General features: G+C 39.2%; 20 protein-coding genes and 1 pseudogene. 9 read left to right on the forward strand and 12 right to left on the reverse strand.

The window, feature by feature from the left end:
- Window positions 1-485 precede the first annotated feature (485 nt).
- From FZF09_RS00760 to FZF09_RS00770, 3 genes are all read right to left on the reverse strand, one after another.
- Window positions 486-1,898 (reverse strand): sigma-54 interaction domain-containing protein, encoded by a 1,413-nt coding sequence (locus tag FZF09_RS00760; RefSeq protein WP_158734663.1) that lies wholly within the window; start codon window positions 1,896-1,898, stop codon window positions 486-488.
- Between the two features lie 240 nt (window positions 1,899-2,138).
- Entirely contained in the window at window positions 2,139-3,590 is a 1,452-nt protein-coding gene (locus FZF09_RS00765; protein WP_158734664.1) for a sodium:solute symporter family protein, read from the reverse strand.
- Between the two features lie 71 nt (window positions 3,591-3,661).
- The gene (locus FZF09_RS00770; protein ID WP_158734665.1) at window positions 3,662-4,945 is read right to left on the reverse strand and encodes an ArgE/DapE family deacylase; all 1,284 of its coding nucleotides are present in this window, start codon (window positions 4,943-4,945) and stop codon (window positions 3,662-3,664) included.
- A 1,087-nt stretch (window positions 4,946-6,032) separates the two neighbouring features.
- Here FZF09_RS00770 and FZF09_RS00775 point away from each other — a divergent pair.
- Together FZF09_RS00775 and FZF09_RS00780 are read left to right on the forward strand one after the other, a co-directional pair.
- Window positions 6,033-6,173 (forward strand): annotated as a pseudogene (locus tag FZF09_RS00775) (IS256 family transposase); the annotation flags it as partial.
- Window positions 6,174-6,708: 535 nt separating this feature from the next.
- Complete coding sequence (locus FZF09_RS00780) at window positions 6,709-8,250, forward strand: malate:quinone oxidoreductase (protein ID WP_158734666.1); 1,542 nt, start codon at window positions 6,709-6,711, stop codon at window positions 8,248-8,250.
- A 338-nt stretch (window positions 8,251-8,588) separates the two neighbouring features.
- On the opposite strand, the gene FZF09_RS00785 is transcribed toward FZF09_RS00780, so the two are convergent.
- On the reverse strand, window positions 8,589-9,755 hold the full coding sequence (locus tag FZF09_RS00785) for a DUF4317 domain-containing protein (RefSeq protein ID WP_158734667.1): 1,167 nt from the start codon (window positions 9,753-9,755) through the stop codon (window positions 8,589-8,591).
- A gap of 356 nt (window positions 9,756-10,111) precedes the next feature.
- Here FZF09_RS00785 and FZF09_RS00790 point away from each other — a divergent pair, with 356 nt between their 5' ends.
- The 3 genes from FZF09_RS00790 (at window position 10,112) to FZF09_RS00800 (ending at window position 13,262) form a co-directional block, all read left to right on the forward strand.
- Window positions 10,112-11,359: an APC family permease gene (locus FZF09_RS00790; RefSeq protein ID WP_158734668.1), complete on the forward strand. Its 1,248-nt coding sequence runs from the start codon at window positions 10,112-10,114 to the stop codon at window positions 11,357-11,359.
- A gap of 35 nt (window positions 11,360-11,394) precedes the next feature.
- Window positions 11,395-11,985 (forward strand): bifunctional transcriptional activator/DNA repair enzyme AdaA, encoded by a 591-nt coding sequence (locus FZF09_RS00795; RefSeq protein WP_158734669.1) that lies wholly within the window; start codon window positions 11,395-11,397, stop codon window positions 11,983-11,985.
- Window positions 11,986-12,236: 251 nt separating this feature from the next.
- Window positions 12,237-13,262: a hypothetical protein gene (locus tag FZF09_RS00800; RefSeq protein WP_158734670.1), complete on the forward strand. Its 1,026-nt coding sequence runs from the start codon at window positions 12,237-12,239 to the stop codon at window positions 13,260-13,262.
- Between the two features lie 469 nt (window positions 13,263-13,731).
- On the opposite strand, the gene FZF09_RS00805 is transcribed toward FZF09_RS00800, so the two are convergent.
- A complete protein-coding gene (locus FZF09_RS00805) occupies window positions 13,732-14,349 on the reverse strand; it encodes a GntR family transcriptional regulator (protein WP_158734671.1) in 618 nt (205 codons plus the stop codon).
- Between the two features lie 309 nt (window positions 14,350-14,658).
- Here FZF09_RS00805 and garR point away from each other — a divergent pair, with 309 nt between their 5' ends.
- Genes garR through FZF09_RS00820 form a run of 3 tightly spaced genes read left to right on the forward strand, consistent with a single transcriptional unit; the run spans window position 14,659 to window position 18,361 of the window.
- On the forward strand, window positions 14,659-15,585 hold the full coding sequence (garR, locus tag FZF09_RS00810; protein WP_255450265.1) for a 2-hydroxy-3-oxopropionate reductase: 927 nt from the start codon (window positions 14,659-14,661) through the stop codon (window positions 15,583-15,585).
- Window positions 15,578-17,002 carry a four-carbon acid sugar kinase family protein gene (locus FZF09_RS00815; protein ID WP_158734673.1) on the forward strand — a complete coding sequence of 475 codons (1,425 nt, stop codon included), beginning with the start codon at window positions 15,578-15,580 and terminating at the stop codon, window positions 17,000-17,002. The genes garR and FZF09_RS00815 overlap by 8 nt, the downstream gene beginning before the upstream one ends.
- A gap of 15 nt (window positions 17,003-17,017) precedes the next feature.
- Window positions 17,018-18,361: a GntP family permease gene (locus FZF09_RS00820; RefSeq protein ID WP_233269354.1), complete on the forward strand. Its 1,344-nt coding sequence runs from the start codon at window positions 17,018-17,020 to the stop codon at window positions 18,359-18,361.
- Between the two features lie 105 nt (window positions 18,362-18,466).
- Here the strand turns inward: FZF09_RS00820 and FZF09_RS00825 are convergent, their stop codons facing one another.
- Window positions 18,467-18,709 (reverse strand): hypothetical protein, encoded by a 243-nt coding sequence (locus tag FZF09_RS00825; RefSeq protein ID WP_158734674.1) that lies wholly within the window; start codon window positions 18,707-18,709, stop codon window positions 18,467-18,469.
- Window positions 18,710-19,122: 413 nt separating this feature from the next.
- On the opposite strand from FZF09_RS00825, the gene FZF09_RS00830 reads away from it, so the two are divergent.
- Entirely contained in the window at window positions 19,123-19,350 is a 228-nt protein-coding gene (locus FZF09_RS00830; protein ID WP_158734675.1) for a hypothetical protein, read from the forward strand.
- A 113-nt stretch (window positions 19,351-19,463) separates the two neighbouring features.
- Here FZF09_RS00830 and FZF09_RS00835 read toward each other — a convergent pair whose 3' ends face one another.
- From FZF09_RS00835 to FZF09_RS00860, 6 genes are all read right to left on the reverse strand, one after another.
- A complete protein-coding gene (locus tag FZF09_RS00835; RefSeq protein ID WP_158734676.1) occupies window positions 19,464-19,904 on the reverse strand; it encodes an S-Ena type endospore appendage in 441 nt (146 codons plus the stop codon).
- Between the two features lie 404 nt (window positions 19,905-20,308).
- Window positions 20,309-22,255: an FtsX-like permease family protein gene (locus FZF09_RS00840; RefSeq protein WP_158734677.1), complete on the reverse strand. Its 1,947-nt coding sequence runs from the start codon at window positions 22,253-22,255 to the stop codon at window positions 20,309-20,311.
- Complete coding sequence (locus FZF09_RS00845) at window positions 22,245-23,006, reverse strand: ABC transporter ATP-binding protein (protein ID WP_158734678.1); 762 nt, start codon at window positions 23,004-23,006, stop codon at window positions 22,245-22,247. Before FZF09_RS00845 ends, FZF09_RS00840 begins: the two co-directional genes overlap by 11 nt.
- A 98-nt stretch (window positions 23,007-23,104) precedes the next feature.
- The gene (locus FZF09_RS00850; protein ID WP_158734679.1) at window positions 23,105-24,112 is read right to left on the reverse strand and encodes a sensor histidine kinase; all 1,008 of its coding nucleotides are present in this window, start codon (window positions 24,110-24,112) and stop codon (window positions 23,105-23,107) included.
- A complete protein-coding gene (locus tag FZF09_RS00855; protein ID WP_158734680.1) occupies window positions 24,109-24,798 on the reverse strand; it encodes a response regulator transcription factor in 690 nt (229 codons plus the stop codon). The genes FZF09_RS00850 and FZF09_RS00855 overlap by 4 nt, the downstream gene beginning before the upstream one ends.
- Window positions 24,799-25,075: 277 nt before the next feature.
- A complete protein-coding gene (locus FZF09_RS00860) occupies window positions 25,076-26,140 on the reverse strand; it encodes a DUF3231 family protein (RefSeq protein WP_233269355.1) in 1,065 nt (354 codons plus the stop codon).
- Window positions 26,141-26,452 lie beyond the last annotated feature (312 nt).

The raw sequence follows: 26,452 nt of genomic DNA on the forward strand, positions 1-26,452 counted from the left end.
GTAAATTTGATAAATGTGGCCCCGCATTCTATGAATCGTTTCCATATTCCTTATAAGGACAGTGTTACAAAGAGAGGAGAACCTCCGACTATTTATGGTGCAATAAGAGAGTATATAGGTAGCCAGGGTATCGAATTACTTCGTTACAGTGAGTTATAATGTATAGAAAGAAAACCATCCATTGCTGCTAAAAGCAATGGGTGGTTTCTTAAAGACTAATAAGCAATCCCGACATTCATCTAGACTAACATCAGAATAGAACGGCAGTCTGCTTACTCATGTAGGTTTCGTCCTTTTCTTTTTACGGTGGCATTAAAAAGTAATGGATAGATGTTGAACTGAGTCAATCCTAATCCGGTCAGAATAATTTAATTCATCCGTCTGCTCATAAAAGAAAGCGGGCTGGAGCGTGAAGGCGGTAAGGAAGGTATCAAGGCTTATCTGGAAGCCAAGCATTATCGATTCGGTCTGTGAAACACCGCGTATCATTCATTTTCTCCGAAATTTCGGTATTTTTTCATCCTCCGGATAAGGGTTGGCTGGGTCATGCCCAGGCTTTTGGCAGTTTCTCGTGTATTGGGGTGTTGTTCTGCCGTTAGAAAAATGATGGCTTTTTCAGCTCTTTCTAGAAAGTCATATAATATCTCATCGCTGTGCTTTTGAAAAATCATGTTCTCCGGTAGAAGTGTTTCCTTTTGAATGAATCCTGGTAAGTGATTAGGTCTAACCACTTCCTCAGGGGAAAACACAACGGTTCGTTCGATCACATTCTCCAGTTCGCGTATGTTGCCTGGCCACTTGTACTGTGTAAGAAGATCCACGGCTTCACTCGATAAAGATATAAATTTCCCGTACTCTTTGTTGTATCGATGAAGAAAAATATAAGCAAGCGTAGAGACGTCTTCTTTTCGCTCACGTAACGGTGGAATGTTGATACCGAAGACATTCAACCTGTAATACAGATCAGATCTGAAATGTTTTTCTTCCACCATCTTTTCTAATGGTTGATTAGTAGCAGCTATAATTCTAATATCTGCTGCCTTTTTTTTCGTGCCGCCAATGGGCATAAAGGTTTTATCTTCTAATAATTCAAGTAGTTTCACCTGCATGGTATAGGGTAATTCGCCAATTTCATCTAAAAACAATGTTCCACCTTCAGCAGCTTCTACAAGTCCGGATTTGCCTGTCTGACTGGCTCCGGTGAAAGCTCCTTTTACATAACCGAATAATTCACTTTCTAATAAAGAATCCGGTATTGTGCCGCAATTGATTGATAAATAAGGACCGGAACTTCGGTTGCTCGATTGATGGATCACTTGTGCCACAAAACTTTTACCGACTCCTGTTTCACCCGTTAAAAGCACGGTGGATGAGAGATCCGAAACCCGTTGAATCGAATACTTTAGGTGCTCCACGGCCTTGCTGTTCCCTGTGATCGTTCGTTCGGCAACAGATTTGGCATCCAGCGAATACACCTGCTGTAACTGGCACATATATGTTTGCAGCAGTTCCTTCAATTCATCTATCTGATCTCCGTTTTGATCAATCTCATCTAAGGAATGACTCACAGAAATGACAATATCTATTTTACCATCTTCATTAAAAATCGGCCCGCTAACCGTAACACGCTTAACATTCGCATTAAGCTCCTGTACTCGGGTAACTGGCGATCTTTTTTCCAGCACCAAACGTGTGAGCGAAGGATTCAAGATGTTTCTTTTCTCAAGCTCCGCTACATGTTCCCCCTTTATTTTTTCCCGTGGTATCCCTATGCCTTCTTCGCTGCGTTTGTTGTTCCAAATTACATTGCCTTGGGCATCTGCAACAAATATAGCGACTGGAAGCTGATCTAGGACAGCTAATAATGTTGGATTGTAAAATAATTGAGTATATACCACACCGAATATCCTCCTGCGATCCTTTTCGATATGTTTATCATATCATCTCTAAGAAAAAAGCATAAGCACACTGGTCAGGATCGACAGGTAAATGTTCTTCAGGCAAAAAGTTTTGTGCCTTTTATGACGAAAAGTTATTTAACCCTGATAGATGGTGCGCTGAAGCTAGACCTCAATGCCAAAATTATTATAGGAAAAACCACAAATCCTGTGTAAGCCAAGGACTTATGATTTAAGATTTTAGGCCGAGCAGTCTTCTGACGTATTTTTGGTCGAATTGTCATTGTTTTGGAAAAATGTAATGGCTAATAATACAATCAGTGAAAGGGGAAATCCAACAAAGACAGGATGGACCCCGAAAGGCTGTCCTGCAAACTGCCACACTAATGTTAAAATAAGCCCGGACCACATGGAAGCAACTCCTGCCAGCTTGCCAGGCTTTTCCCAAAACATCCCTATCAGAATGGGAGCCAGCAAAGCCGCAACGAGAATGGCAGAACCTGTCATCCAGAGTTCCACTAATCGTGGAATAGCCAAGGCCAGAATAAGAGAGATCACGGACATCGCAATAATCATTAACCTACTGTAACGAAGCAGCTTCGCATCTGATTTTACTTTCAGCAAAGGTTTAATAATATCACTGACCATTGTTGTCGACCCGGCAATAAAGAAGGAATCTGCGCACGAAAGAATTGTGGCAACCAATGCTATAAGCATAACAGATCCAAACCAAAATGGAATGGCTCCAAAAATGACTTCATAATAAATCAGATTAGGCTGCTCGGCAGCAATCCCTAGCCCAGCATTGGCAAACACACCAATAATGATGACTAAAGCACCAGTGATAAAGATAACAAGACAAGCCAGCCAGTTGGATATAACAGATGTTCTAATATTTTTTGCTGCCCATACTCTCTGCCACATATCTTGCCTTACTAATGTGGCAGCACCGATCGTCAGGAAAGGAATGAGGATTTCTGAAATCGGCATGGTAAAAGGATTTAGAAATTCAGCCTGAAGATCTGCGGTCTGGCTAACATTTTCAGAAACATTACTCCACCCGCCAGTCAAAAAATAGATGAAGAAAAATAAAATAGTGATACCGAGCGTCTGAATGGTACCTTGCACGGCATCGGTCCAGATAACAGCTGTAAGACCTCCCAGATACGTTTTTAGAGTAATAAAGATCCAGGAAACGATAATTCCTATGGTCATTTCAAGGCCAAACACAAGATTGAAAACAGTTGCCAGCGCAACAAACTGTAAACCGGTAAGAGCTCCAAGGGCAGCAATATTTCCGATAAAAGCAGGATAACGAGCTGCATTCCCATAACGAATTGCTGCATAATCCCCTACCGAGAAAAGCTGATGTTCATCTCCTGCTTTTCGTATTCTTTTTAGAAAGAATAGTGTGAAAATAACCACTGAAAAAGCTAGAGATGCAACGTTCCATATTTGTCCCATCCCTAACAAATAAGCATTTGTCACGAATCCTAGGACGGTCGATCCACCGACCGCTCCTCCAACAATGGTTAAAATCATTGGCAAAAGCGGCATGGAACGTCCGCCCATATTAAACGAATCATACGTCCGTGTTCTTCTATAAAAATAATAGGAATAAGCTAGAATAGCTACTCCGTAAACGAGCATGATGAGTACCAGGATCGATTGATTTGTTTCGCTAATAAACATAGATATGCCCCTTTTTACAAATATTTGTAGCTGCCCTACCCTGTGAGGAAGAGGGCAGCAGATTCGTCTGGTTATTCACTTGGCTGCTCTTCTTTACACCAATTGAGTATAAAAGCTGCAATAGACTTGGTAAGTATTTTTAAACTATCTAGTTCAAGATACTCATCTACGCTGTGCATGTTCCCTCCGCTCGGTCCATAGCAAACGGCTGGTATTCCGAACTCATCGAAAGCGCGAACATCAGTAGTTCCTGTAAAAGCAGTCTGTTCCACTGACTCGTTTGTCGCAAGCTGGTGAGCGTTGTTCAGACTGTCGAATATCTCCAAATCAGGTGAATGGGAACTACCAGGCGCGCTGAATCCATAAAATGTGACCTCTGGAGGTGTTTCTTTCAACCAGGTGTCCTTCTCAGTCGCTTTTAATATCCACTCTTTTACTTCTCTTTGAATGTCAGCAGGATTCTCACCGGGATAAAAACCGATTCGTGCTTCCAATGTACATTCAGACGGAACGTTAGAAGGCCAATCACCGCCGTTTATGGTCCCGACATTCACATTAAGTGGATGCGGATGGTTGGAGAAATCAGGATGTTTCGGCCTGGAGTTAATATGCTCTCTGTATTCTTCAAGCGCCTGAATTATATAGGCTGCTTTGATAATAGCGTTCTGCGCTTTTTCGGCGCGTTCCACATGAGCACCGCTTCCTTTGACCTTCACTCTTACCCACAACACACCTACTTGAGCTTGCATGGCTCGGAGCGTAGTCGGTTCAGGAATCAAGGCTCCGTCCGCAACAAACCCTTTATCCAGCAAGGCCAAAGCGCCATTTCCGGTACATTCCTCTTCAATTACAGTTTGAATCTGAAGATCGGCCCCTAATGTAACTCCGGCTTTCTGAAGAGCTTTTACAGCATAAATCATTGCTGCAACTCCACCTTTCATATCCACAATGCCGCGGCCGTACATTTTGTCACCAACAATCGTAGGATTGTAGGGATCATGTTTCCACAAATGTTCCGGCTCCGCACTGACCACATCTATATGTCCCTGGAGTATTAAGCTTTTTCCGATTTTAGGTTGGTTGGTCTTCCACTCACCAACTACCACAGGACGGTCTTCATACGACCATTCCACATGCCCGTAATTTTGATAAGACGAAAGCCGCTTTGGATCCGGAATAAATGAAGTCGCTTTCAAATTCATCTCTTCTATATGATTTTTAATATACATCTGAATGTATTTTTCATTTCCCAATGTGCTTTTAAACGAGCCAATCGTTTTTAAAAACAGCAGCTCTTCTTCCCATATATCATCAATTGCTGCAAGCACTTTTTCTGTCGTTTCTGTTTTATGCATATCGTTCCCTCCAATATTTTTTGGTTTCACGCTGTATTAATGCAAAAAACATGCCAATAATTTAAGGGCGAATGTATAATTTTTTGTTTCATTTTAAGGTTTACGGAAAGCGCAGGAAGAGATTTTGATTCAATATTAAATCAAATACATTATAGTAACAGGGGGGGATACAGGTTTTGATCCACAATTGATTCGGAAAATATCTTTGATTTAATAATGGATCATCACCCCTCTTTATGTTCGTACTTTGATCAAACGGAATATAATAAATCTCTTTTTAAATTCTTCACCTTAAAGTAATGACAGCATCCAGTGACTTCATATTCAATTTTCATTGAAAATACGTTCTCAATCCATAACCTCTTGCCTTGTCTGTAGAGGATAATTACTAAAAATTAAAACAGGCTTTACAACATCGTTTACGTCCCAGGTGCATTGATACTAGTCTTAAAAGATAACGACATAATGTAAATATTACAAGTTACAAAAGATTGAATCGGTTATATTAGGGAAAGAAAATTTAAGTAAGAGAGGTTCGTGGAAAATAAACTGACTAGAATCCAACTTGAGGTGAAAGTATATGTGTGATTATGCCAGAAGTCACAATTTGTACAGGGAGGGGAGAATTTCAAGGAATTGGTACCATGCCGTGGGCTTTATTTTTCCCTTGTCCGTGTTAATTTTTTGGACTTGCCCCAGTCTGAAAAAGGGTGATGATGAGCGGCAATCTGATTGTCATTCTAAAAAATATGAAGACTGCCATTTTCCCGATAATGATGGGTATGCTCAATAATTTATGGGAAGCATAAAAGGTATGAAGATGATCATTTATAGCCCGAAAGCATGGTGTAAGCAGCTATTGGGTTTAAATAGAAAACGATCAATTTTTTAAGAATGATCTCGAGTTGAACGTTAAACTGATCCACATTCTGTATGGATGTAGTCTAAAAGAGTGATACCAATTGAATTTTTAATAAAACTATAAGATAGCGTAAGATAGTTTGTGAAAGATCCTTGAGGCAAAAAAAAGAGGTGGGGTATCCTCGGAATTAACGACCAAATCAACTCGAGGGGAGATGCCCTACCTATGTCTACTAGTATAGGACAAAATAACTTAGAAAATCAATTAGACTAAATGGTCCGTGACTTCGTGAAAGAAAAACTGGAAACCATCATAAAAGAAGAACGCGAAAGCTTCTTTGAGTATGCACATCCTGAACTAAAAAACTAGAAGAATGTAAAAGAGTATGGTTTTTTCTTTATACACACTTTGGAAAATATGGTTTATTTAAATAATAGATTAATGTTGGTATAATAAAAACTTGGATTCGGCACGCAGGCGTATTATGATATTACAACCCAATTTTTCTTGCTTGGGAAAGTAGTGATCAATAGTTTTTAGACACTCTGAATAAAAGGGCTAAAGAGAATAGATAATTCGTATAAAAGGGACTTAAAATAGCATGATTTAGAGGGTATGAATGATATATTATTAAAGGACAAGGCTTTCATCTCAACTAAATATGAACATGGATTCCCAGACATGTATCATGGTGAAAAGTTATAATAAGCAGCTTCAAAATCTTATTATAACTATTATATAATAGTTGATATTTTAATCTATAACTAATAGTGATACACTATAATTAAGTTGTTATTACTGATACGGAAAAGGTGTTCCTAGATTGCGCCTTGGCTTGTGATGCTTGAATAGGAGCGCCTAAATCCTTTCTGCAAATCTAGGGAATAAGGATATGGTAAAAATGAGTAACAGACAAACTGAAACAGATGTTATTTTAATTGGTGCCGGAGTCATGAGTGCGACTTTGGGGACGCTTCTGAAAGAATTAGCACCGGATTGGAATATTACGGTGTTTGAGAAGCTCCAAGACGCAGGAGAGGAAAGCTCTAACGAATGGAATAATGCGGGGACGGGGCATGCTGCACTGTGCGAGCTTAACTACACCGACGAAAAGCCGGATGGATCCGTAGATATTAGCAAAGCTGTAAAAATTAATGAACAGTTTCAGCTTTCCAGACAGTTCTGGGCTTATCTTGTAAACAGCAATTTGATCCGTAATCCGCAGGACTTTATCATGTCATTGCCTCATTTAAGTTACGTACATGGGGAACAAAATGTACAGTTTTTGAAAAATCGTTTTGAAGCCCTATCAAACAACCCTCTGTTCCAAGGAATGGAATTTTCCGATGACCCGGAAAAACTGATGAAATGGATTCCGCTTATGTTGAAAGATCGAACTTTAAATGAACCTATTGCGGCAACAAAAATTGATTCTGGAACCGATGTCAATTTTGGCGCTTTAACGCGTATGTTGTTTGACCACTTAAAGAGTAATAATGTTGATATAAATTACAGACATAGTGTTAATGACATTCAACGTACAAGTGACGGGTCATGGAAATTGAAAGTGAAAAATCTCGATAGCGGTACGGTCGAACGCCATACTGCAAAATTCGTCTTTATCGGCGCCGGGGGAGGAAGTTTGCATTTACTGCAAAAATCCGGTATTCCTGAGGGAAAACATATTGGAGGATTCCCGGTAAGCGGACTGTTTATGGCGTGTAACAATCCAGATATTGTAGAACAGCATCATGCAAAAGTATACGGCAAAGCTAAAGTTGGTGCTCCGCCAATGTCTGTTCCACATCTTGATACAAGATATATCGATAACAAAAAGTCACTGCTTTTTGGACCGTTTGCCGGCTTTTCACCAAAGTTTTTAAAAACTGGCTCATTGTTAGATTTGGGAACTTCCGTAAAACCGGATAATCTCATAACGATGCTGGCATCAGGCGCTAAAAACATTCCGTTGACAAAATATCTCATTCAGCAAGTGATGTTATCAAAAGAACAGCGCATGGAAGAGTTACGTGAGTTTATCCCGAACGCCAAAAGTGAGGACTGGGATTTAGTCGTAGCCGGCCAACGTGTACAAGTTATCAAAGATACTGAGGATGGCGGCAAAGGAACACTTCAATTTGGTACAGAAATGATTACGGACGCTGATGGCTCGATTGCAGCATTACTAGGCGCTTCTCCAGGTGCTTCTACTGCTGTTCACGTTATGCTCGAGGTTATAAAAAAATGCTTCCCGCAGCATATGGAAGAGTGGCAGCCGAAAATAAAAGAAATGATTCCTTCTTATGGCGTGTCACTAGCAGAAAACCCAGAACTTTTCCACGAAATTCATGCTGCAACAACGCAGGCGCTTGGTTTAGACGAAGACTCGCCGAAAGAAGATAACACTTCGGATATAGAAACAAGGGAATTAGAAAGAGTGTAAGCCATATTAAAGCAATGAATGAGAGAAGAGAGTAAATAATAGTCAATAAATATAGAACCTTTGATCTTTCTTTGGATTGAAGGTTCTTTTTCATTTGAAGTTAGATAGGCTGCTGTAATCAAATAAACAATGTCTTTTCGATACGAACATTTTCTTAAAAGTATCTACTTATCACTCAACCCTAGGGAAAATGTGTCGTGGTTTGAAGAAAAAATCTGTAGATTGAAACACGAGGTGAAACTTTAAAATAAGCAGCTAATAAACAAACAAGGAAGAATCAATAAAGTGATCCTTCCTTGTTTGTCTCTAAATTAATAGGGAAAACGGCCATGGCAGGCTCATTCTCCAAAAGCTTCCGGCAGCATTTTAAACCCGTCAACCTCCGCATCTTCTTCCACTTCAATCATAATACAGCGTTTCCCCTGATAGTTAACCTGCCTTACGTATTGCAGATCCTGGGGGCTGATTGAGATGTTTGCGATTTTTGTATTGATTTTTATCGATTTTGAATTGTATTTGGGGACGATGCTGCTTGCTTTTAGCTCGTAGGTTTCGTCAGTGGTGACTTGCTGGAAAGCAGTTTTTACTTTTTCAGCATCGACTTGTTCCCCGCTTTGGTTTAGAACACGCTCTACGTCTTTGTAGTCAAGTGTTGGTGGTTCGTCCTCTTCACTTTCTTCGACAACACGGTTGATTTCTCCGTACACATTGGCGAGGGTAGAGGGGTTGAGTTGGTCTCCTATGACGTCTTTGATAACTTCCTCGAACACCGCTTTGTCTTCTTTCGCTGTCATAATGTCTTCTCCGTTCAATACATTTTCAATAAACCAGTAGTCAGGCTCATTGGCTTTGCCTGCCGCGTAAAGAACGTGATTTACATCAGAGGCGCCATCCGAAATGGAAGGGAAGAGAAATCCTGACATTGGGTTTTTGAGATCAATGACCGGATCTGCCTCAATCTTGTATTTGAATTCCTTCTCGATATAGTCGAACTGTATTTCTTTTTTCGGCTCCTCGGTTTTGTTGATGCTGCAAAGAATAAAGGGGTTGGAGTAAACAGCGTCCCGTTCACTTTCCTCGGCTTCTTCATTCCTTTGTTTCGTTGGTTTCAAGTACTCGGCGCGGATGAATGAGATGACAATATCCTTTTCATACGGATGTTCCTTGATCATTTTTTCTGTCATAAGCAGCATTTGTTCCTTCCAGGCCTCGATGTCACTGCTTAGTAATCCTTTGTGAAGGATAAGCTGACTGTTGTTTTCAGCATCACGCTGAAATTTTAATTCAAATAATTTTTCATCCAGCTGACCTGTCAGGACTTTCTTGAAATTGTTCATAAAAAGCTCCTGTTGATCTCTGTCAAGCATTTCAAACGGCTGACTTTGGTGATGGTAAATGTCCGTTGTGTCTTTCATGATATATACGTTGAAAATGTCGGAGATTTTCAGTAAATCATTGTCTACTTTTAATTGTCTGCGGATACCCGCTATGTCTTTTTTGTCCATCTATCGTTCACTCCTGAGCGGCTTAGGGTATAAACTTTCATTCTATAAATTTCTATTTTAACACAAGGTTCTTTTCATCACGCAGATTCTGAAGACTAGAGGTTTAAACACATTACATTCCCTTTTTAAACTACTTGGATGAAGCAATCGATATATGGCGGGAAAAGCAAGAATCCGCAGTCAGCTGCTCACGAGGCAGTGGAAAGCCAGTTGCGTTTGCTGAGAACTGATTTGTTGGGACAGCCCCCATCTTTAATAAGAGCTGCTTTTTATAATTTTAATGAATTAAAGCGCAAAAAAACAGAAGAAAATTCATGTCTTCATTGGTATATTGCTTATAGAAAAGAGGTGAAGGCGTGAACAATACATCTATTGGATTATTTCAAGGTATTGCTTTATATATTGCGACAGTTTTAGGATCAGGTGTTCTTTTTTTATCTAGTGTCACGGCCTCTATAGCAGGGCCGGCATCCTTATTATCCTGGATCATCATGATTATCATCAGCTTCCCTCTTGCTTATTCATTTGCCTGCTTAGCACGTGAATATCCAGATGCTGGTGGAGCTGCCACTTTTGTAAGACAATCATTTGGAGAACACGCAGGAAATATTATTGGATGGTTCTATTTTGTTACAGCAGCTGTTGGACAAACGATTGTTGCTTTAACAGGGGCCTATTATTTAGGGAATGCCTTTCATTTTTCCCAACTGGAAATTATGATCTCGGCTTTAATGATGTTGGCCGCTGCCGGAACTACTAACTATTTTGGCATTCGTGTTAGCGGCACAGCAGCGTTATTTTTGAGTGGGTGTTTATTTTTTCTTTTAGTTATAACGATTACTTTGGCTATACCAAGAATAAGCTGGGACCAATTTACACCTTTTTTTCCTTCCGGCATCGCCTCTGTTGGAACTGCCATAACAGTCATTTTTTGGGCTTTTTTTGGGTGGGAGGCGATCTGTAACTTATCCAATCATTTTAAACATTCCCATCGAAACATTGTTAGAAGTACGATGATTAGCGTAATAATGATTGGTGTTCTTTTTTTCTGTTTAAGTGTTATTACTATTGGAACAGGAACGTATGGGAGTAAGGAGAGTAATTTTTCTCCTATTTCCGTTATAATGAATGATACGTTTGGTTGGAATGCTCATATGATGACGGGAGTTCTTGCTTTCATCATTTGTACAGGAACAACAAATGCCTTTGTAGCAAGTCTGACGCAGCTTGGTTACTCCCTAAGTAGAGATGGGGCATTCCCAGATTATTTTTCAACGTTACATCCAAGCCTTCAAATCTCAAGACGTATGGTCTTGTTTGTCGTTATGTTCGCAGGGACAGGGGTTGTCATTACTGAAGCTCTTTCTATTCCATTTAATGATATATTATTTATTCCCACTTCTTTAGGGATTCTTGTTTATATCCTTTCCATGGCTGCAGGTATTAAACTATTTACTAAGGGATCGCTATCCTGGTTGAGTTCACTCTCCGCCTTTATACTATGCACTCTGGTGCTTCCATTTTTTCAAGCCCAAATCCTTGTTCCGGTGATCGTTATTTTTCTATATACTGCATATAAGCTCTATTGCAATAAAAAGAGTTAAAAGAAATGGTGAAGTGAAAAAAGGAGTTGAACGTTATGGCTGTTTATACAAAGTTTTCTTTTAGTGAATTAATAAAAATAGTTCATGCTTGCGATGATGCATATGACGGCCTATTTTTCTATGCGGTGAAAACGACAGGAATCGTTTGCCGCCCCTCCTGTAAGTCTCGAAGACCGAACAAAATAAATATCACCTTTTTTCAAACATTTGAAGAGGCAAAACGAGCAGGTTTCCGCCCTTGCAAAAGGTGCAGGCCTGATACTATACGTTTTAATCCAAAGATGGAAGTCATTAATGATACAAAAGCCTATATTCAAACACATTATAAAGAAAATATAACGATGCAGCACATAGCACGACATATTGGCATAAGCCCATATTATCTAGGACGGCTTTTTAAAAAGATCGCGTTAGAAACTCCACGCTGCTATTTAGAAAAAATACGAATAAACAAGGCTCTTCAGCTTCTGAAAACGACTAATCTATCTATTGTGGATATTTGTTATGAAGCAGGATTCCAGAATTCTTCTAGTTTTTATCATGCTTTTCGAAAACACTTCCAGCAAACCCCTCAACAATATAGAAAGACGTTTAGTCATAATGTCAAACGGACACTGGACATGTGAGGTTTGTATGAATTGTTGTTAGTGTCGAGAGCTGCAATGGTGAAAGCAGCTTGCACACATTATGATTCAGTATTTCTCTTATCTTGTCATCTTGAACCCGGGTGTTAGGAGGAGAGTAACTCGACTCTCTTTGAATCTAATCAACTTTCTCCAAAATTGTCATTTTTACACATTTCTATAGATTACTTCGCAAAATTCACAGTCAATTTTTGCTAAAATGAATACTAATTCATACCAGGGAGGTTTCTCCTATGAAAAAATGGCTGATCGGAGTCCTTTGTACAGCAGCGATTATGGTAATAGCAGCAGCGGCGATATCGAGCGAGTCTGCAGAAAACATCCAGCCCGCTTTTACTGGAGAATTTACAGTAAATCACAACGGGCAGATTGCTTTCGTCTTAGAAGAAGAGCAGATGCAGGTGTTATATAAGCAAACAGAAAGCGGCGTAAAGCGTGTATTTGAAGCTGATGAAGACCGGGAGATCAAAAGCCCTGTCTTTACTGAAGAGAACAACCTGTCATTTATTCATACGACCGGCTATCCTCCCGAGCCGGAGGGAGAGCAGAAATTTCAGCTGGAGTACAGCGATGTTGTGCAGGTAGAAGGTGAAGATACGGATGAACTCGTCAGCATGCGCGGGGTGATGACGGATCTTGTTGTAGATCCAACTCATGACAGGCTGATCATCGGCGGTATTCTGCTTAACATCGAGGAAGCGCCTCAAGAGGGATTCATTCCATATTCTTCTTCTCTGCATACATTAGAACAAGATGGAACGCTGGAAGAAATCCGTTCGTTTGACGCGTATTCTCCAGATTCACTTCAGCTGAAAGAAGGCGGGGAAAACTTGCTGATGATTCTTCCAGATGATTTTGAAAACGTTACACCGGATTCCATGTTTGAATCTACTGATCGGATATACGAAATGAATATGGACAATCCGCAGTCACTAAAACTTGTTTCCGATGAGGATACCGAAATACCAATCAGTGAAGTAGTGATATCTCCGGACAACAGTAATCTTTTATTCCAGACTATCATGAACTGGAATGAAAGCGGTGACTATGAATATGATATGGTACAGTACGATCCGGATTTGATGACAGAGGGCAAGCGGCTCCACATCGATGACAGCGTAATGAACGCAGAAGTACATAATGAAAACCTCTACTACATCAAAATGAGCCGAAATACAAACGGTTCTAACAAATATGCCTTGTTTCGTTTCGATTTAGCAAGCGGTGAAGAAGAACAGATCAATTTAATTTCACCTTAAAATGGGTTTTTTAAAGTATAAGCAAAACTTCGACTTGTGCCATAAGGACTGGCGTCAAGTCGAGTTTTTCGAATTATTATGCTTGGGGCAGCAGCGGCATAGCAGACAGGACATTATATTAGTAAAAGCACGTAAAAAAGAAAAATTTAAATTATTTGGGGAACGGTCTAGCCACTCCTCTGGAAAATTAGTATGTGATCATCGCGTTAATCGCCGGTGAAGGATTTGCCGGATCAGCGATGATGATGACGTATTTGCCGCTTTTTTCCTAACACGACCTAACTTTTCGTGGAATTGTTTACGAAAATGGACATAGAAGACACCATGAGAAGACACGACGATAAAGGCATTTATCGCAACACCACAAAAATTGCCCTTTGAACTTGCACTTCTTTTATTCCTCCCCCTTACAGAAGATTAAGTTATTTTCTCATTATTAAAAATAAGAGGCTAATAACCATCGCCGTTTTCACGTTACAATATTCAAGGCAAACTCAAGGTCAGCTTCTAGGTGTGATTTCATTAAATCACTGGCTTGTTCTGGTCTATGGTTTGCGATCGCTTCACAGATATCGCCGTGTTCTTCTACGAGAAATGGACGTTTGTGGCTTACTACAGCGCGGCTGAACAAATAGATGATCGCTTGCATATGTTCGAAATTTTTAATCATGATTGGGTTTCTGGATTCGCGGACGATCAGGTCATGAAATTGCTTATTGTAATAGATAATCTCTTCTGTATCCTTGTTGGTTTTCGCATAATGAACACAGGCTCGTAATTGTTCGATTTGGTCATCGATCATGTAACGGGCTGCTTTCTTTGCGGAAAAGCTTTCTATTAAGATACGCATTTCAAATAAGTGACGTATATCTGTTTCGGTTGGTTTAAATACTTTTTTATTTTTAATTAATCCTTCCTGCTCAAGTCTTCTGATGGCCTCCCGGATCGGGGTGCGGCTCACGCCGATGCTCTCTGCAAGATTCATTTCCGTCAGCTTTGTCCCGCCTTCGTATTCTCCATTCAGTATTTTATCTCTTATTTGTTTATATGCGTACAATTGTGACGTTTTCTTTTCATTTTTATTCATACTGATTCTCCTGTTCTATGATAGACAATCAAAACCGAATCCAGCATTCAGCCGGCATCGGGTACACGCGACGTCCCTATAATGTCACGTGCTGGGGTGTTGCGGCATAGAGCTTCTATGTGTTGATGTGTACGTTTTTAAAAGACGTTCTTTTATACTTTAGCCGAATTCCGTTTTCAAGTTGTTAGCGCTTTTCTTATTATACATGAACAAACACCTTTCCGTACAATCTGAAATAAAATGTATACAAATTAACATAAAAATGTATACAAAATAAAATGATTGTATTATAATTCTATCCAGAACAACTTGAAAACAGTTACAAAAGGAGTTTTTGATATGCAGGTAGGATTTATTGGTCTCGGTATTATGGGAAAACCTATGGCTTTGAATCTATTAAAAGCTGGGTTTTCTTTGAAAGCGTTTGATATTAGCGAAGAGGCAAAAAATGAGGTGAAAAAAGCAGGAGCTCAAGTAGTAGAGGATGCCAGCGCTGTAACAGAAAAAAGCGATATTGTTATTACGATGCTGCCCAATGCGGCCATTATTAATCAGGTGATTAACGAACAGCTTCTGCCATATTTACACAAAGAAACAATTGTTGTTGATATGAGTTCTGTTTCACCCGTCGAATCAAAACAATGGGCGGAACAGTTGGCTGAAAAGAATGTAGAATTTATTGACGCGCCGGTGAGCGGCGGAGAGCCAAAAGCAATAGATGGAACCCTTTCCATTATGGCAGGCGGAAGCGAATTTGCATTTGAAAAAGCACTGCCTGTGCTAAAAGCAATGGGACAAGACATAGTCCGAGTTGGAGAAGCCGGGGCTGGTTCTACAACAAAACTTGCCAATCAAATTCTTGTAAACGTTACAATGGCGGCGATGTCTGAAGCTGTTCTTCTCGCTTCTAAAGCAGGGGTTGATATTGAAAAAATGTATGAGGCCATTCGCGGTGGTCTGGCTGGAAGTAATGTACTTGATGCCAAGATTCCGATGATTCTTGAGCGGAATTTTGAAGCTGGTGGACGCATTGATATTAATTTAAAAGATTTAACAAATGTCCTTGCAACCGGAAAAGAGATTGGCGCGCCGCTCCCGCTTACATCAGATGTCGCGGAAATGTTTCAGTCGCTCACATCACACGGTAAACAGACGATTGATCATTGTGGTGTTCTCCAATACTATGAATCTTTATCGAATTATCAAGTACCAAAAGGTGGGAAGCAGAATGTCTAATGTAAAAGAAATTGTCGATTCTTTACAGGAATATTCTACAGAAACAATTAATGAATGCTTTGAAAGCCGCTTTAAAAATTTTCATCATAAAATTATCGCGCTCGATGATGATCCAACCGGCGTACAAACCGTCCATGACATTCCGGTCTTCACTGATTGGACAGAAGAAACGATCGAGCAGGCATTTGATGATCCAAGACAGCTCATTTTTATTTTAACGAATTCACGCTCTTTTTCAGAAGAAGAAACAAAAAAGGTCCATACGGATATTGCTGAAAGGATCGCACGTGTGTCAAAGAAAAAGGAAATGCCGTTTCTTCTTATAAGCCGAGGAGATTCAACACTGCGCGGCCACTACCCGCTTGAAACGGAAGTGCTGAAAGATACGCTTGAGCGGGAAGGAGAGGACGCGATCGATGGTGAAATCATCATTCCATTTTTCCGTCAGGGAGGCCGACTGACCATCGGTGACGTACATTATATCCAGCAGGGGGAGACGTTTACGCCTGTTGGAGAAACAGAATTTGCTAAAGACCGCATGTTTGGTTTTCAAAGCAGCAATCTTGCTGCTTATGTCGAAGAAAAAACGGCTGGTCGGTTTCCGAAAGATAACATACAACGTGTAACGCTCTACGAATTGAGAAATCTTGAGTTTGAGGCTATAGAAGCAAAACTTATAGGTTTGAATCATTTTCAAAAGCTGATTGTCAACGCTGTAACCGATGAAGACATCCGGGTTTTCTGCACTGCTTTGTATGGTGCGCTTGCGAAAGGGAAGAAATTTCTATACCGGACGGCAGCAACATTTACAAAAGAAGTGGCCAATATATCATCAAAACCTTATCTTAAGGCAGGTGATCTATATGAGAAGCGAAATAGCAATGGCGGATTAATTATTGTTGGATCGCATGTCCAGAAATCTACTGATCAGCTTAATGAATTAAAACAGCTTAAAAATATTGAGTTTGTCGAATTCTACTGTCCCGCAGTAAAAGAAGATGATGCATTCAAGCGGGAAACGGAAAGAGTGCAAAAGGTAATGAACGAAAAAATAGCGGATGGAACCACGGTCTGTGTTTACACGTCACGCGAACGTCTTGATTTAGGTGAAGATCGAAGGGAAGAAGAGCTCGCGCTTTCCGTGAAAATATCTAATTCCGTAACGCAATTTGTCAAGCAATGTCAGCATGAACCGAAATTTGTTATCGCAAAGGGCGGTATAACATCAAGTGACGTAGGAACGAATGGATTAGAAGTGAAAAAAGCAGAAGTGCTTGGGCAGATTGCTCCGGGCATACCAGTTTGGCAAACCGGAAAGTACAGCCAATTCCCTGGCATTCCGTATATCATTTTCCCTGGTAATGTTGGGAATAAAGAAACGTTAAAAGAAGTAGTCACCATTTTAGAAGAACAGTAATCGGAGGTCTATACTATGGAAGGAAATATGTTAATTCTCGTCTTTATTCTTTCACTCGCTGCACTCTTTTATATGATTCTAAAGCTGAAAGTAGATCCTTTTATTTCTTTAATCGTTATTGCTTTTCTCACCTCACTTGTTTTAGGATTTGCGCCGGAAGACATTCCGGCACTCATCACCGAAGGGTTTGGAAGCACGCTCGTTGGGGTCGGAATCTTAATTGGGCTTGGCGTAGTATTTGGGCAATTGCTTGGCGCCTCAGGAGCAATTGAAAAAATAGCAGAAGCAGTTCTTAAAGTCTTTGGAATTAAACGCTCCCCTGCTGGTCTTTCCATTACGGGGATAGCTGTGTCGATCCCTGTTTTCTTTGACGCTGCTTTTGTCATCCTTAGTGGCTTGGTTAAAAGTTTAACGAAAAAAACCGGTATTTCTATTGTATCGTTTGTAACCGCTTTAGGTGTCGGTCTCATTGTATCTCACAGCATGATTGCACCAACACCAGGTCCATTGATTGTTGCTGAAAACACTGGATCGGAGCTTGGACTATTTATCGTATACGGGCTCATTTGTGCGATTCCGGCCACTATTGTCGGCGGATATATTTATGGAATGGCAATCGGTAAAAGAATTAAACCATCAATGGAAGACATAGAAGCACAGCTGCCAGAAAAAACAGATGCTCCCCGTAAAGAAATTTCAACAGGATTATCGTTTTTACTATTGGTATTGCCGATTTTTCTCATCTTGTTAAACACTGTTGCGGGACTATGGGTTGACGAAGGTCCGGCTGCAAGTGTCCTCGGGTTTATCGGGGATAAAAACGTTGCTCTTCTCATCAGTGTCATTGTGGCAATTATTGTTTTGCGTCCTTATATTAGTACACCTTATTCTCAGCTTTATTCCGAAGCGATCAGCTCCGGGGGGATGATCATTCTTATAACTGGTGCTGGTGGTGCATTTGGGGCTGTCATTAATGAGAGCGGAATAGGGGATTATCTCGTTGAAACGATGCAGAGTTGGAGTATTCCGGTCGTTTTGTTAGTGTTTATTTTCTCTCAAATACTCCGGGCTTCTCTAGGATCGGCGACCGTTGCTTTAGTAACGACATCGACTATCATGGGACCAATGGCTGCTGATCTCGGTATTTCTCCTATATTAATGGGGCTTGCTATTTGTGCTGGTGCTATTGGTCTTTCACTCCCGAATGACTCTGGATTCTGGGTTGTCAATAAATTTGGAAGACTGACGATCCCACAAACAATACAGGCCTGGTCGATCGGTGGTTTTGTTGCTGGTGTCACCGCTCTGTTTATGGTCTTTCTGCTCAGCTTGTTCAGCGGAATTCTGCCAGGTTTATAAGTCAAATTGAATCCATTGAAAAAACCCGAACGACAGGTACAATTCGTTCGGGTTTTTTTAAGAGTCGAGGGAAAAGCCCGGCTTCTTTTTTTAATACGAAATAATTTAATTAAATAATACCGGAATTCGTTCAGGAATATGTATATCTTTTACGTTCATATACTTATGCCGGCTGAAGATTGCAATACTTATCATCAACATGCCCACCAAACCGATAGAAATCAGATTAAACCATTCATCGGATGAATGTGGAAGATCTATAAACAGCACAACAATTCCTGCAAGAATAATAAAAACTGCTATAACAAATGCTGCTTTCATTTTGCGCTGATACATTGAAGCAATCATCAAAAATCAACTCCAATAATCGTCTTTAGTATAAGTTTGTATGATAGAGGTAAAGTATTCAATATTGCAATTTCTAGAAGTGTGTGTCTAGGAATTGATTTTTTTCTGTTCGAGATAACTATATTTATATTATTTGATCTATGTCTTAGATTCAGCGCGTTGCTGCTCGAGTGATCACGATTTCTTTACTTAAAACGAACTTCCTCTTTAAAAGGATATTGCGTTTTTGGTGAGTTGAAGCGCATGATTGTTTAAAATATTTTTGGTTATTTGAAACAATTAAAGTTAGTTTTTTGTATTCAATATGAGAAGAAGCTATGGTTAGTGTGATCGGGAAGCAAAATTTAAAACGAAAGAACTATTAGTAATGAGAGGCACTCAAGTGTTTGATATAAAAGAGAGGAAGTGAAGAAATGAAAAAATACTTACTGTTTATCGTTAGTTTTGGCATACTGTACATTGTCTTTGAAATAATGTCAGGTATGATGCTTACATCTATGTATTTGTCTGATTTTTCTTATCGGGAAGCTAATTTAAACCAAAAAGTGTCTTTTGGAACTCATTCATACCCTTTTCTTATGGGATTGTTAGCTGCCACTTTAGCATTTTTTATTGCACAAAAATCGTTTAATGAAAAATGATTATAATACTTGCGGCTGTAAGGTTACTTCATTCTTGCCCTGACATAACAGAAGGTGGTCAACTTTTATATAAAGTTGACCACCTTCGATTATTGTAGGAGTCATTACTAGTGTTAAAATTCTATATTCCCGTTTAGAGTCCCAGAACAGAAGCATTCTTCTTCTCCTTCACGGCATGCAATAGATAAAGTATGAACGTCACTCTCTAAAAGGATTAAACTTCCACCAACTGGAATCCTGAATAATATTTCTTCTTCATTTAGCTTTCTTACTATGAGAGTGATATTTTGAGAACAAGCATTAGTTATATGAATAGTAAGAAATATTGTATTAGGAATAGAAGACCAAAATAAAGGTTCAGGAAGCTCTGCACTAGGAAATCTAAATTCGGTAGATATATTATTTTTTAAAGGCTCTTCCTTTGATTTTCCCACAGTAGTGTGAATTTCAGGATTAATGTTAATAGAGCCTTTTATTCCTGTGGCTTTTGAGCTAGTATCAGATTTTGATTTGCGACTAGCTGAGCCGTTCTTAGTCTTGTTGGTTTTATTCACATTAATTCCCCCTGAACAAGATGGTAAAAAAACTATTATATTACATACTATGAGGATAGGTTGCATTTGAGTGGACGTACGAAGGACCTAGCAGGCATTCGGCTGATTCTAAATATGTTAAACATTGAATTTATCGAATAAAGGAAGGGATTATAATCTGGAATAGTCATGCTATCATTTTAATTCAACTAGAGATAATGGAGAGAGAAGTAAAAAAAGTACGAAAACCACGATGCGACATCTGTTTGATAAAAATGTTTAGATATATTTAATCTAAAACAGTGTCTGCTGAAAAACTCCAGGATCCTGCTGGGACTTGAAGTTCATTTTCCAAAAGTGTGTTTCCGTTCAACGTTCAGCGGCTCGAATGCACATAATACCAGGAACACTCAGCCGCTTACGCTTTATTTCAATGATTCTTTTATAATTTTTTTATAATAGATTACAGACAACAAACCAAAAATGGAATACAGCGCTGTATATATACCCATGACAAGAAGCATTGGCGTCCACACCTCGGTTCCGAAGAAAAACCAGCCGGATTGGACTGCGAAATAGCTATGCAGCAGGCCTACGATGAGCGGAATTCCAAAGTTGAACAGTTGTTTACCCTGAATACCTTTTACCAAATCTTTAATGGTGAAGCCTAGTTTTCTTAGAATGGTATAATTCGGTTGTTCTTCTTCACTTTCATCCATCTGCTTGAAGTAGAGAATACAACCAGACGTGATTAAAAACGTTAAGCCAAGAAAGCCGACGATAAACATGTAAAGCCCCATATTCTGTTTCTGTATTTGGGCTGATGCATATTGAGAGGCGTTACCATGTTCCTCACTTAGCGGCATCTCTTGAAAGAGATGATTCGCTTCTTCTATTGATGAAGCATTTTCTAAGTTAAACCCAACGAACACGGATGATTCACGTTGGATGTCCGCATTTGAATCGGCCGAAATCTTTTTAAATGTATCATCATCGACAACAACTGTCGGAAGGCCCGCTGTAAAGTACAATGGGAGAACGTCTTCTTTGGTTACACCGATATATTCTCGTTCGATTGCTTCGTTTAATCCATGAATCACGATGTCCCCGGATTCTTTAAAACTCATAAGCTGCTGCATCGCATCGCTCGAGCCGGTAAATTGTGTTTCATTTTGGCTCACATCTACATTTTCCACATAACTATCGCTAACAATCGGCATCGTCATCATTCCGCCATTAGTATTTAAGTCATCTATGTTCGTTCCTACTATATCCTTAATATTTATTTCTGCCATTACAACCTCACGGGTTAGATCATTATATCCAATTTCATGTTCAGCTAATACGTCGCCAAAAGCATTGGCATCTTCTGTACTAATAAAAGCGAAATCAGCAGGTGCATTACTTTCAGCGGTTTTTTCAGCAGAATAGTAGGAAATATAGCTTAACGATAACAAACCGATTGCAAGAGCAGAAACCGTAGTAATGACCGTCAATAGCACAGCGTTTGATTTCATTCGGAACATAATTGAGGACATGGACATGACTTGATTAATATTCAAGTAGCCGTCTTTATTTTTTCGAAGAATATTTGCTAGAAAGCAGACAGAACCTTTGTAGAAAAAATACGTACCGATAATGACAGAGGATAGAATGAAAATCATTGCTAGAAACAGTTGGTTGATAGAAACGAAATCCCCATCGAATAATTTCGAAGATACATAATAACCGCCAGCAATGAGTAAGATTCCACACACTCCCATAAAACCTTCGATGATGGATATTTTCTTAATGTGTATTTCGGTTTTCGATCTTACATGAAACAAAGAGAGAATACTTTGGTGTTTGATAAATACATAGTTCATCAATAAGATCAACAAAGAAATACCACTAAACACCATTATGGTCTGCCAAAATGCTTGAGCTGAGAAATGTAAAGAAGCAACAGCTTCTACATCAGTCACCTTAAATAAAATCATGGTCACTAATTTTGATGCAGAAAATCCAAGTATACTTCCGATTAATACGGAGCTGAAATAAAGGATCAAATTTTCTGCACTCAATATCCAGAAGATGCGATTCTTAGTCAATCCAATCAGTTGAAACAGACCAATTTCTTTACTGCGGCGTTTAATGAACAGATTATTTGCGTACAAGAGAAAAATCGAGACAATCGCTACGAGTAAAATCGAAGCTGTCCGCACGGCAGCTGCCCCTTTTATCGATCCCGTCGCTTCATCCATCGATGGGTCGTATTGAAGGGTAACAAACATTAAATAAAGCGCGGCACTGAAAATTAGAGCAAATACATAAAGATAGTAGCTTTGTACATTTTTCTTTAAATTACGCAAAATGAGTTGGTTAATGCTCATATTGCACCCCGCCCAATACACCTTGTGTAGTCATGATGTCTTTTAGAAACGTTTGGCGTGTCTGATCCCCTTTATTCAACTGCGTATAGATCTGTCCGTCTTTAATAAAGATAACACGGCTGCTGTAGCTTGCGGCAACAGGGTCATGCGTAACCATGACAATAGTTGCCAGGTGTTTTTCATTTAAATTGCTCATTTTATCTAATAAATCAGAAGCAGATTTAGAGTCAAGTGCACCTGTTGGCTCATCTGCAAAAATAATACTAGGGTTGTGGATGAAAGCTCTAGCTGCAGAGGTTCGTTGTTTCTGCCCGCCGGAGATTTCGATTGGATATTTATGTTGAACGTCTTCAATGCCAAGTTCTAAGGCTATTTCCTGAAATTTTTTATTTGCTTCTTGTTTCGAGACTTTTGTTATTGATAATGGAAGCAATATATTCTCTTTAACCGTCAACGTATTCAATAAATTGTATTCTTGAAAAATAAAGCCTAAATGGTGTTTTCTAAATGCGGCTAACTGCTTTTCTTTTTGACTAGTTAAATCTTTGCCTTCTATTTTAATAGTGCCGCGGCTCAAACGGTCAATAGAAGAAAGCACATTTAATAAAGTCGTCTTTCCGGAACCAGAGGCACCCATAATTGTAAGAAATTCGCCCTTTTCAATTCTGACATCAATGCCTTTTAACACCTCTTGCTTTGTAAATTTGTTTCCATAGCTTTTATAAATTTTATTCGCTTCTAAAATAGTCATTTGTATTCCCCCATACATTGTTATCTTTATTATATAAACTTCAAATACGTCTGTCCTTTCAACCATCGAACAAAAAAGAAAAGCGAGTGACATTTTTGTCACACGCCTTGAATATCGACAAATTCATTTGCTTTTGGAAAAGTAAGAGAAAAAGAGGTACCGCAGCCGAATTCCGATTGAACGTTAATATGAATATGCAGGGAAGATGCCACTTTTTTTGCTAAGTAGAGCCCCATTCCAGATGCAGTGTTGTCTTGATGTTGACTCGTTGAGGTAAAGCCTTTGTCAAAAATACGCTGCAGGTCGCGTGCCTCAATGCCGCGCCCGCTGTCAGCCACCGTGAAAATAGTTTGTCCGTTATGCTTGCTGCTTGATATGGAAATATCTGAACCTTTTTCACTATATTTTACGGCGTTTGTGAGAAACTGGCGAATGATAAAAGAGAGCCATTTTGAATCGCTAAGTACATTTATAACTGTCAAATCAATATTAAAACCAATACCTTTTTGCAGACACCATGATCGCAGAGTGTTGATTTCACTATAAACGATAGAAGCGAGCTCGATTTTTTCCATATATAGATCATTCTCCATAAATGGCATGCGTTTTTGATGGAGCTGTTGATCGAGCAGCAAATGTACTCGCATCCATTCATGAGTCAGCTGCAATTTCAGGTGCCGGTCTTCCACGCGGTCAATAATTAATTGCATAGCCGTTAAAGGAGTTTTCACTTCATGAATCCACGCTAGCATTTCATCTTTTTCCTGTTCGAGTAATGTATGCTGAGTGGAAACTTCTGCTTTTAGTTCTTCTATCGGTTGGGAAATGCTTTGTTCTATCAGTTTCTCAAACGGGCGGTTTGGCTCGGGTAAAGTGGTGATGTCTGTATCCTTTTTACGCTCCGAAAGTTCTATGAAAAATTTCACCTCTTGATGGTAACGAATGATGATAAATATAGTGAAAATGATGGTTGATAGAAAAACGTAATACATGACAGCGGAATATGGAATCGATGAATCGAGATAGGTGATAAACAGTGCAAGTACCTGTAAAAACATAAACATAAGGATCCAGCTGCGCCGCTCTCGTAAATATTTTCGAATCATTGATTTTCCTTTTCTAATGCGATATAACCCTGACCGATTTTGGTCTCGATCGTATTATTAAGTCCAATCTCAGACAATTTTTTCCTTAGACGATTCACATTGACCGTCAGCGTATTGTCACTGATAAATCGCTGATCATCCCATAGTCGAGTCATTAAATCCTCGCGACTGACAATTTGATTTTTATTCTCCATTAAAAGCTTTAAAATCCACATTTCGTTTTTTGTCAGCTCAACCGTTGCTTGTCCAATCGCCACTTGATTTCGTTCAAAATCAATCGTTGCTCCTCGCCAAGTTTTAAGGTCCGGAACTGCAGTGCTGTAGTTATATACCCGGCGCAGGATCGCCTGGATTTTTGCAATCAGCACATCAAAGTGAAAAGGTTTCTGAATATAATCATCGGCCCCAAGATTCATGGACATCACCATATCTGTCGGGTGGTCACGGGATGACAAGAAAATAATCGGCACATTCGAATGTTCACGAATCATCCGGCACCAATGAAATCCATCAAATTTCGGCAGCTGTATATCTATGATCACCAAATGAGGCTTTACAGATGTAAAAGTTTCCAATACTTTTTGATAGTCTGTTATCCCGGAGACGACATATTCCCATTGAGAGAGACGGTTTTTCATTTCATTAAAAAGGGAAGCATCATCTTCTATAAGCAGTATGTTGAACAACAGGATCACCTCTAGGAAAATTATAGCAAATATCTATCTGCTGCTCTATTGCTAAAAAATAAAAAGCTATTATTCCCCTTTATTTCCAGAATATTCAACAATTCCTTCGATGTACATGAAAAAAGAGAGTCTCTCTGTATCTCGAAAGAATGGTGACCACACAAAATCCAAGAGTACAGAAGAAACTCCCTATGTTTACTTATTTTCCGTTTGAGCTGCGAGAATACACGATTTTAGAACCTCAAATTGCTTGAATGGCGGATCCTGTTGCATATTGTCACTTTGAGGAATGATTTTTTGCAAGTTTTTCTCGATCAGCGGACGTTGGAGGCTCCTCTAACCAGCCTTGTTTAATCATTAAATTTGTTCCTGTATTAACATATTTTCCGATTCCAACGGAAAGTGAAGCAAAAGCAAGGTGTACATCATGCCTTAATATTTTACTCATTGCTGATCCATAATTTTGTATCCCAACTCCATTAGATAATACAGTATGATAAAGCAATAGCTTATCAGAAAAAGGTGAAATAGTAGAATCGGTAACATGGGAGTCCACTATCTTAGGAGAAGGCAGCATATCTTTCAAAAGTATCTGTCCTAATTCAGTTATTTGTTTCTCTGCCAATTGAGATCCTTCTTGAAAATAACTTCTTAACTCTTCTGAAGATGCTATTTGGCTAAATGCTATCATTAATGCTTTGCCTAGTGTATTGGTATTGAGGTTAAGTTGTAATTGCTTGATTTCTAAAGCCGTTAATGGCCTGGTTTTTCCTGCTATAACAGATATAAAAGATTCTTTTTCTATAAAGTCGACTTTGTTAGGATAAGGAATTTCAGGATGAGAAATGTCGATCCCTTTTGAAAGCAGCAAGTTGATGCCCTGTTTATAGGTAGATATTGTATCATTTAAGCCCGTTTCAAAATATTCGATAATATCGTTCCTAAAAGAAGTAGAGAGAGCACTGCCGTATGTTTCAAAGCCTGCTCTTGCCATTTCAGTAATATAAAAAACCATAAAAACGTCGCTAAATAAACGAGGTGCTTCTTTTCGAATATCTTGTTCCCCGAATCCTACGGGAATAGGGATTTTTTCTTTTGTAAAAATTTCCTCTATGGCTCTTAAATGCTTTTTAGAAATATTTAAAGCAAACTCAATAAATTTTTTAATTTCATCGTCTTGAACTACTTGAAGATGATGTTCATATACGCAGCAAAACAAAGAGTCACCTAAATAATTTGAAAATAAATCACCTAGTTCCGAGGAGACTAATTTTTTATTTAGATAATGTTCTTTCATTGTTCTTTTTATATCTGTTTCTTCCTGTGATTCATTCTTCTCCACTTTTCACGCCTCCTTCTATGTAATCATGATGTATTATTTGTAAAAAAAGAAAAAATATAAGGACTTGATTACATAAATCGAACATCCTATATGAGCTGAATTCTCAGAGGGTGCATTTCAAAAGTAGATACGCTTTTCAATTTTTACGTAATTCTTCTATGCCTTTAAACGCCATAGACTTTGATGGTTAAACGGACGAGTGAGGGTGTGGTTATTTTCGTTCAGAGACTCCCGGATAAGGAAGTTCTTATGAAAAAACTGGGGTCATATTGATGGATTGTCTGAAATGAAATCGATCTCTTTTAAAAATAT

This window comes from Alteribacillus sp. YIM 98480, assembly GCF_009765375.1.
Lineage (GTDB): Bacteria > Bacillota > Bacilli > Bacillales > Marinococcaceae > Alteribacillus.

Excerpts from the sequence above, each read along its gene's own strand:
- FZF09_RS00800 (WP_158734670.1), top strand. The coding sequence starts at position 12,237 with ATGAAAAAATGGCTGATCGGAGTCCTTTGTACAGCAGCGATTATGGTA.
- FZF09_RS00850 (WP_158734679.1), bottom strand. The coding sequence starts at position 24,112 with ATGATTCGAAAATATTTACGAGAGCGGCGCAGCTGGATCCTTATGTTT.
- FZF09_RS00815 (WP_158734673.1), top strand. The coding sequence starts at position 15,578 with ATGTCTAATGTAAAAGAAATTGTCGATTCTTTACAGGAATATTCTACA.
- FZF09_RS00795 (WP_158734669.1), top strand. The coding sequence starts at position 11,395 with ATGGCTGTTTATACAAAGTTTTCTTTTAGTGAATTAATAAAAATAGTT.
- FZF09_RS00820 (WP_233269354.1), top strand. The coding sequence starts at position 17,018 with ATGGAAGGAAATATGTTAATTCTCGTCTTTATTCTTTCACTCGCTGCA.
- FZF09_RS00770 (WP_158734665.1), bottom strand. The coding sequence starts at position 4,945 with ATGCATAAAACAGAAACGACAGAAAAAGTGCTTGCAGCAATTGATGAT.
- FZF09_RS00825 (WP_158734674.1), bottom strand. The coding sequence starts at position 18,709 with ATGATTGCTTCAATGTATCAGCGCAAAATGAAAGCAGCATTTGTTATA.
- FZF09_RS00840 (WP_158734677.1), bottom strand. The coding sequence starts at position 22,255 with ATGAGCATTAACCAACTCATTTTGCGTAATTTAAAGAAAAATGTACAA.
- FZF09_RS00765 (WP_158734664.1), bottom strand. The coding sequence starts at position 3,590 with ATGTTTATTAGCGAAACAAATCAATCGATCCTGGTACTCATCATGCTC.
- FZF09_RS00830 (WP_158734675.1), top strand. The coding sequence starts at position 19,123 with ATGAAAAAATACTTACTGTTTATCGTTAGTTTTGGCATACTGTACATT.
- FZF09_RS00785 (WP_158734667.1), bottom strand. The coding sequence starts at position 9,755 with ATGGACAAAAAAGACATAGCGGGTATCCGCAGACAATTAAAAGTAGAC.
- FZF09_RS00780 (WP_158734666.1), top strand. The coding sequence starts at position 6,709 with ATGAGTAACAGACAAACTGAAACAGATGTTATTTTAATTGGTGCCGGA.
- FZF09_RS00845 (WP_158734678.1), bottom strand. The coding sequence starts at position 23,006 with ATGACTATTTTAGAAGCGAATAAAATTTATAAAAGCTATGGAAACAAA.
- FZF09_RS00805 (WP_158734671.1), bottom strand. The coding sequence starts at position 14,349 with ATGAATAAAAATGAAAAGAAAACGTCACAATTGTACGCATATAAACAA.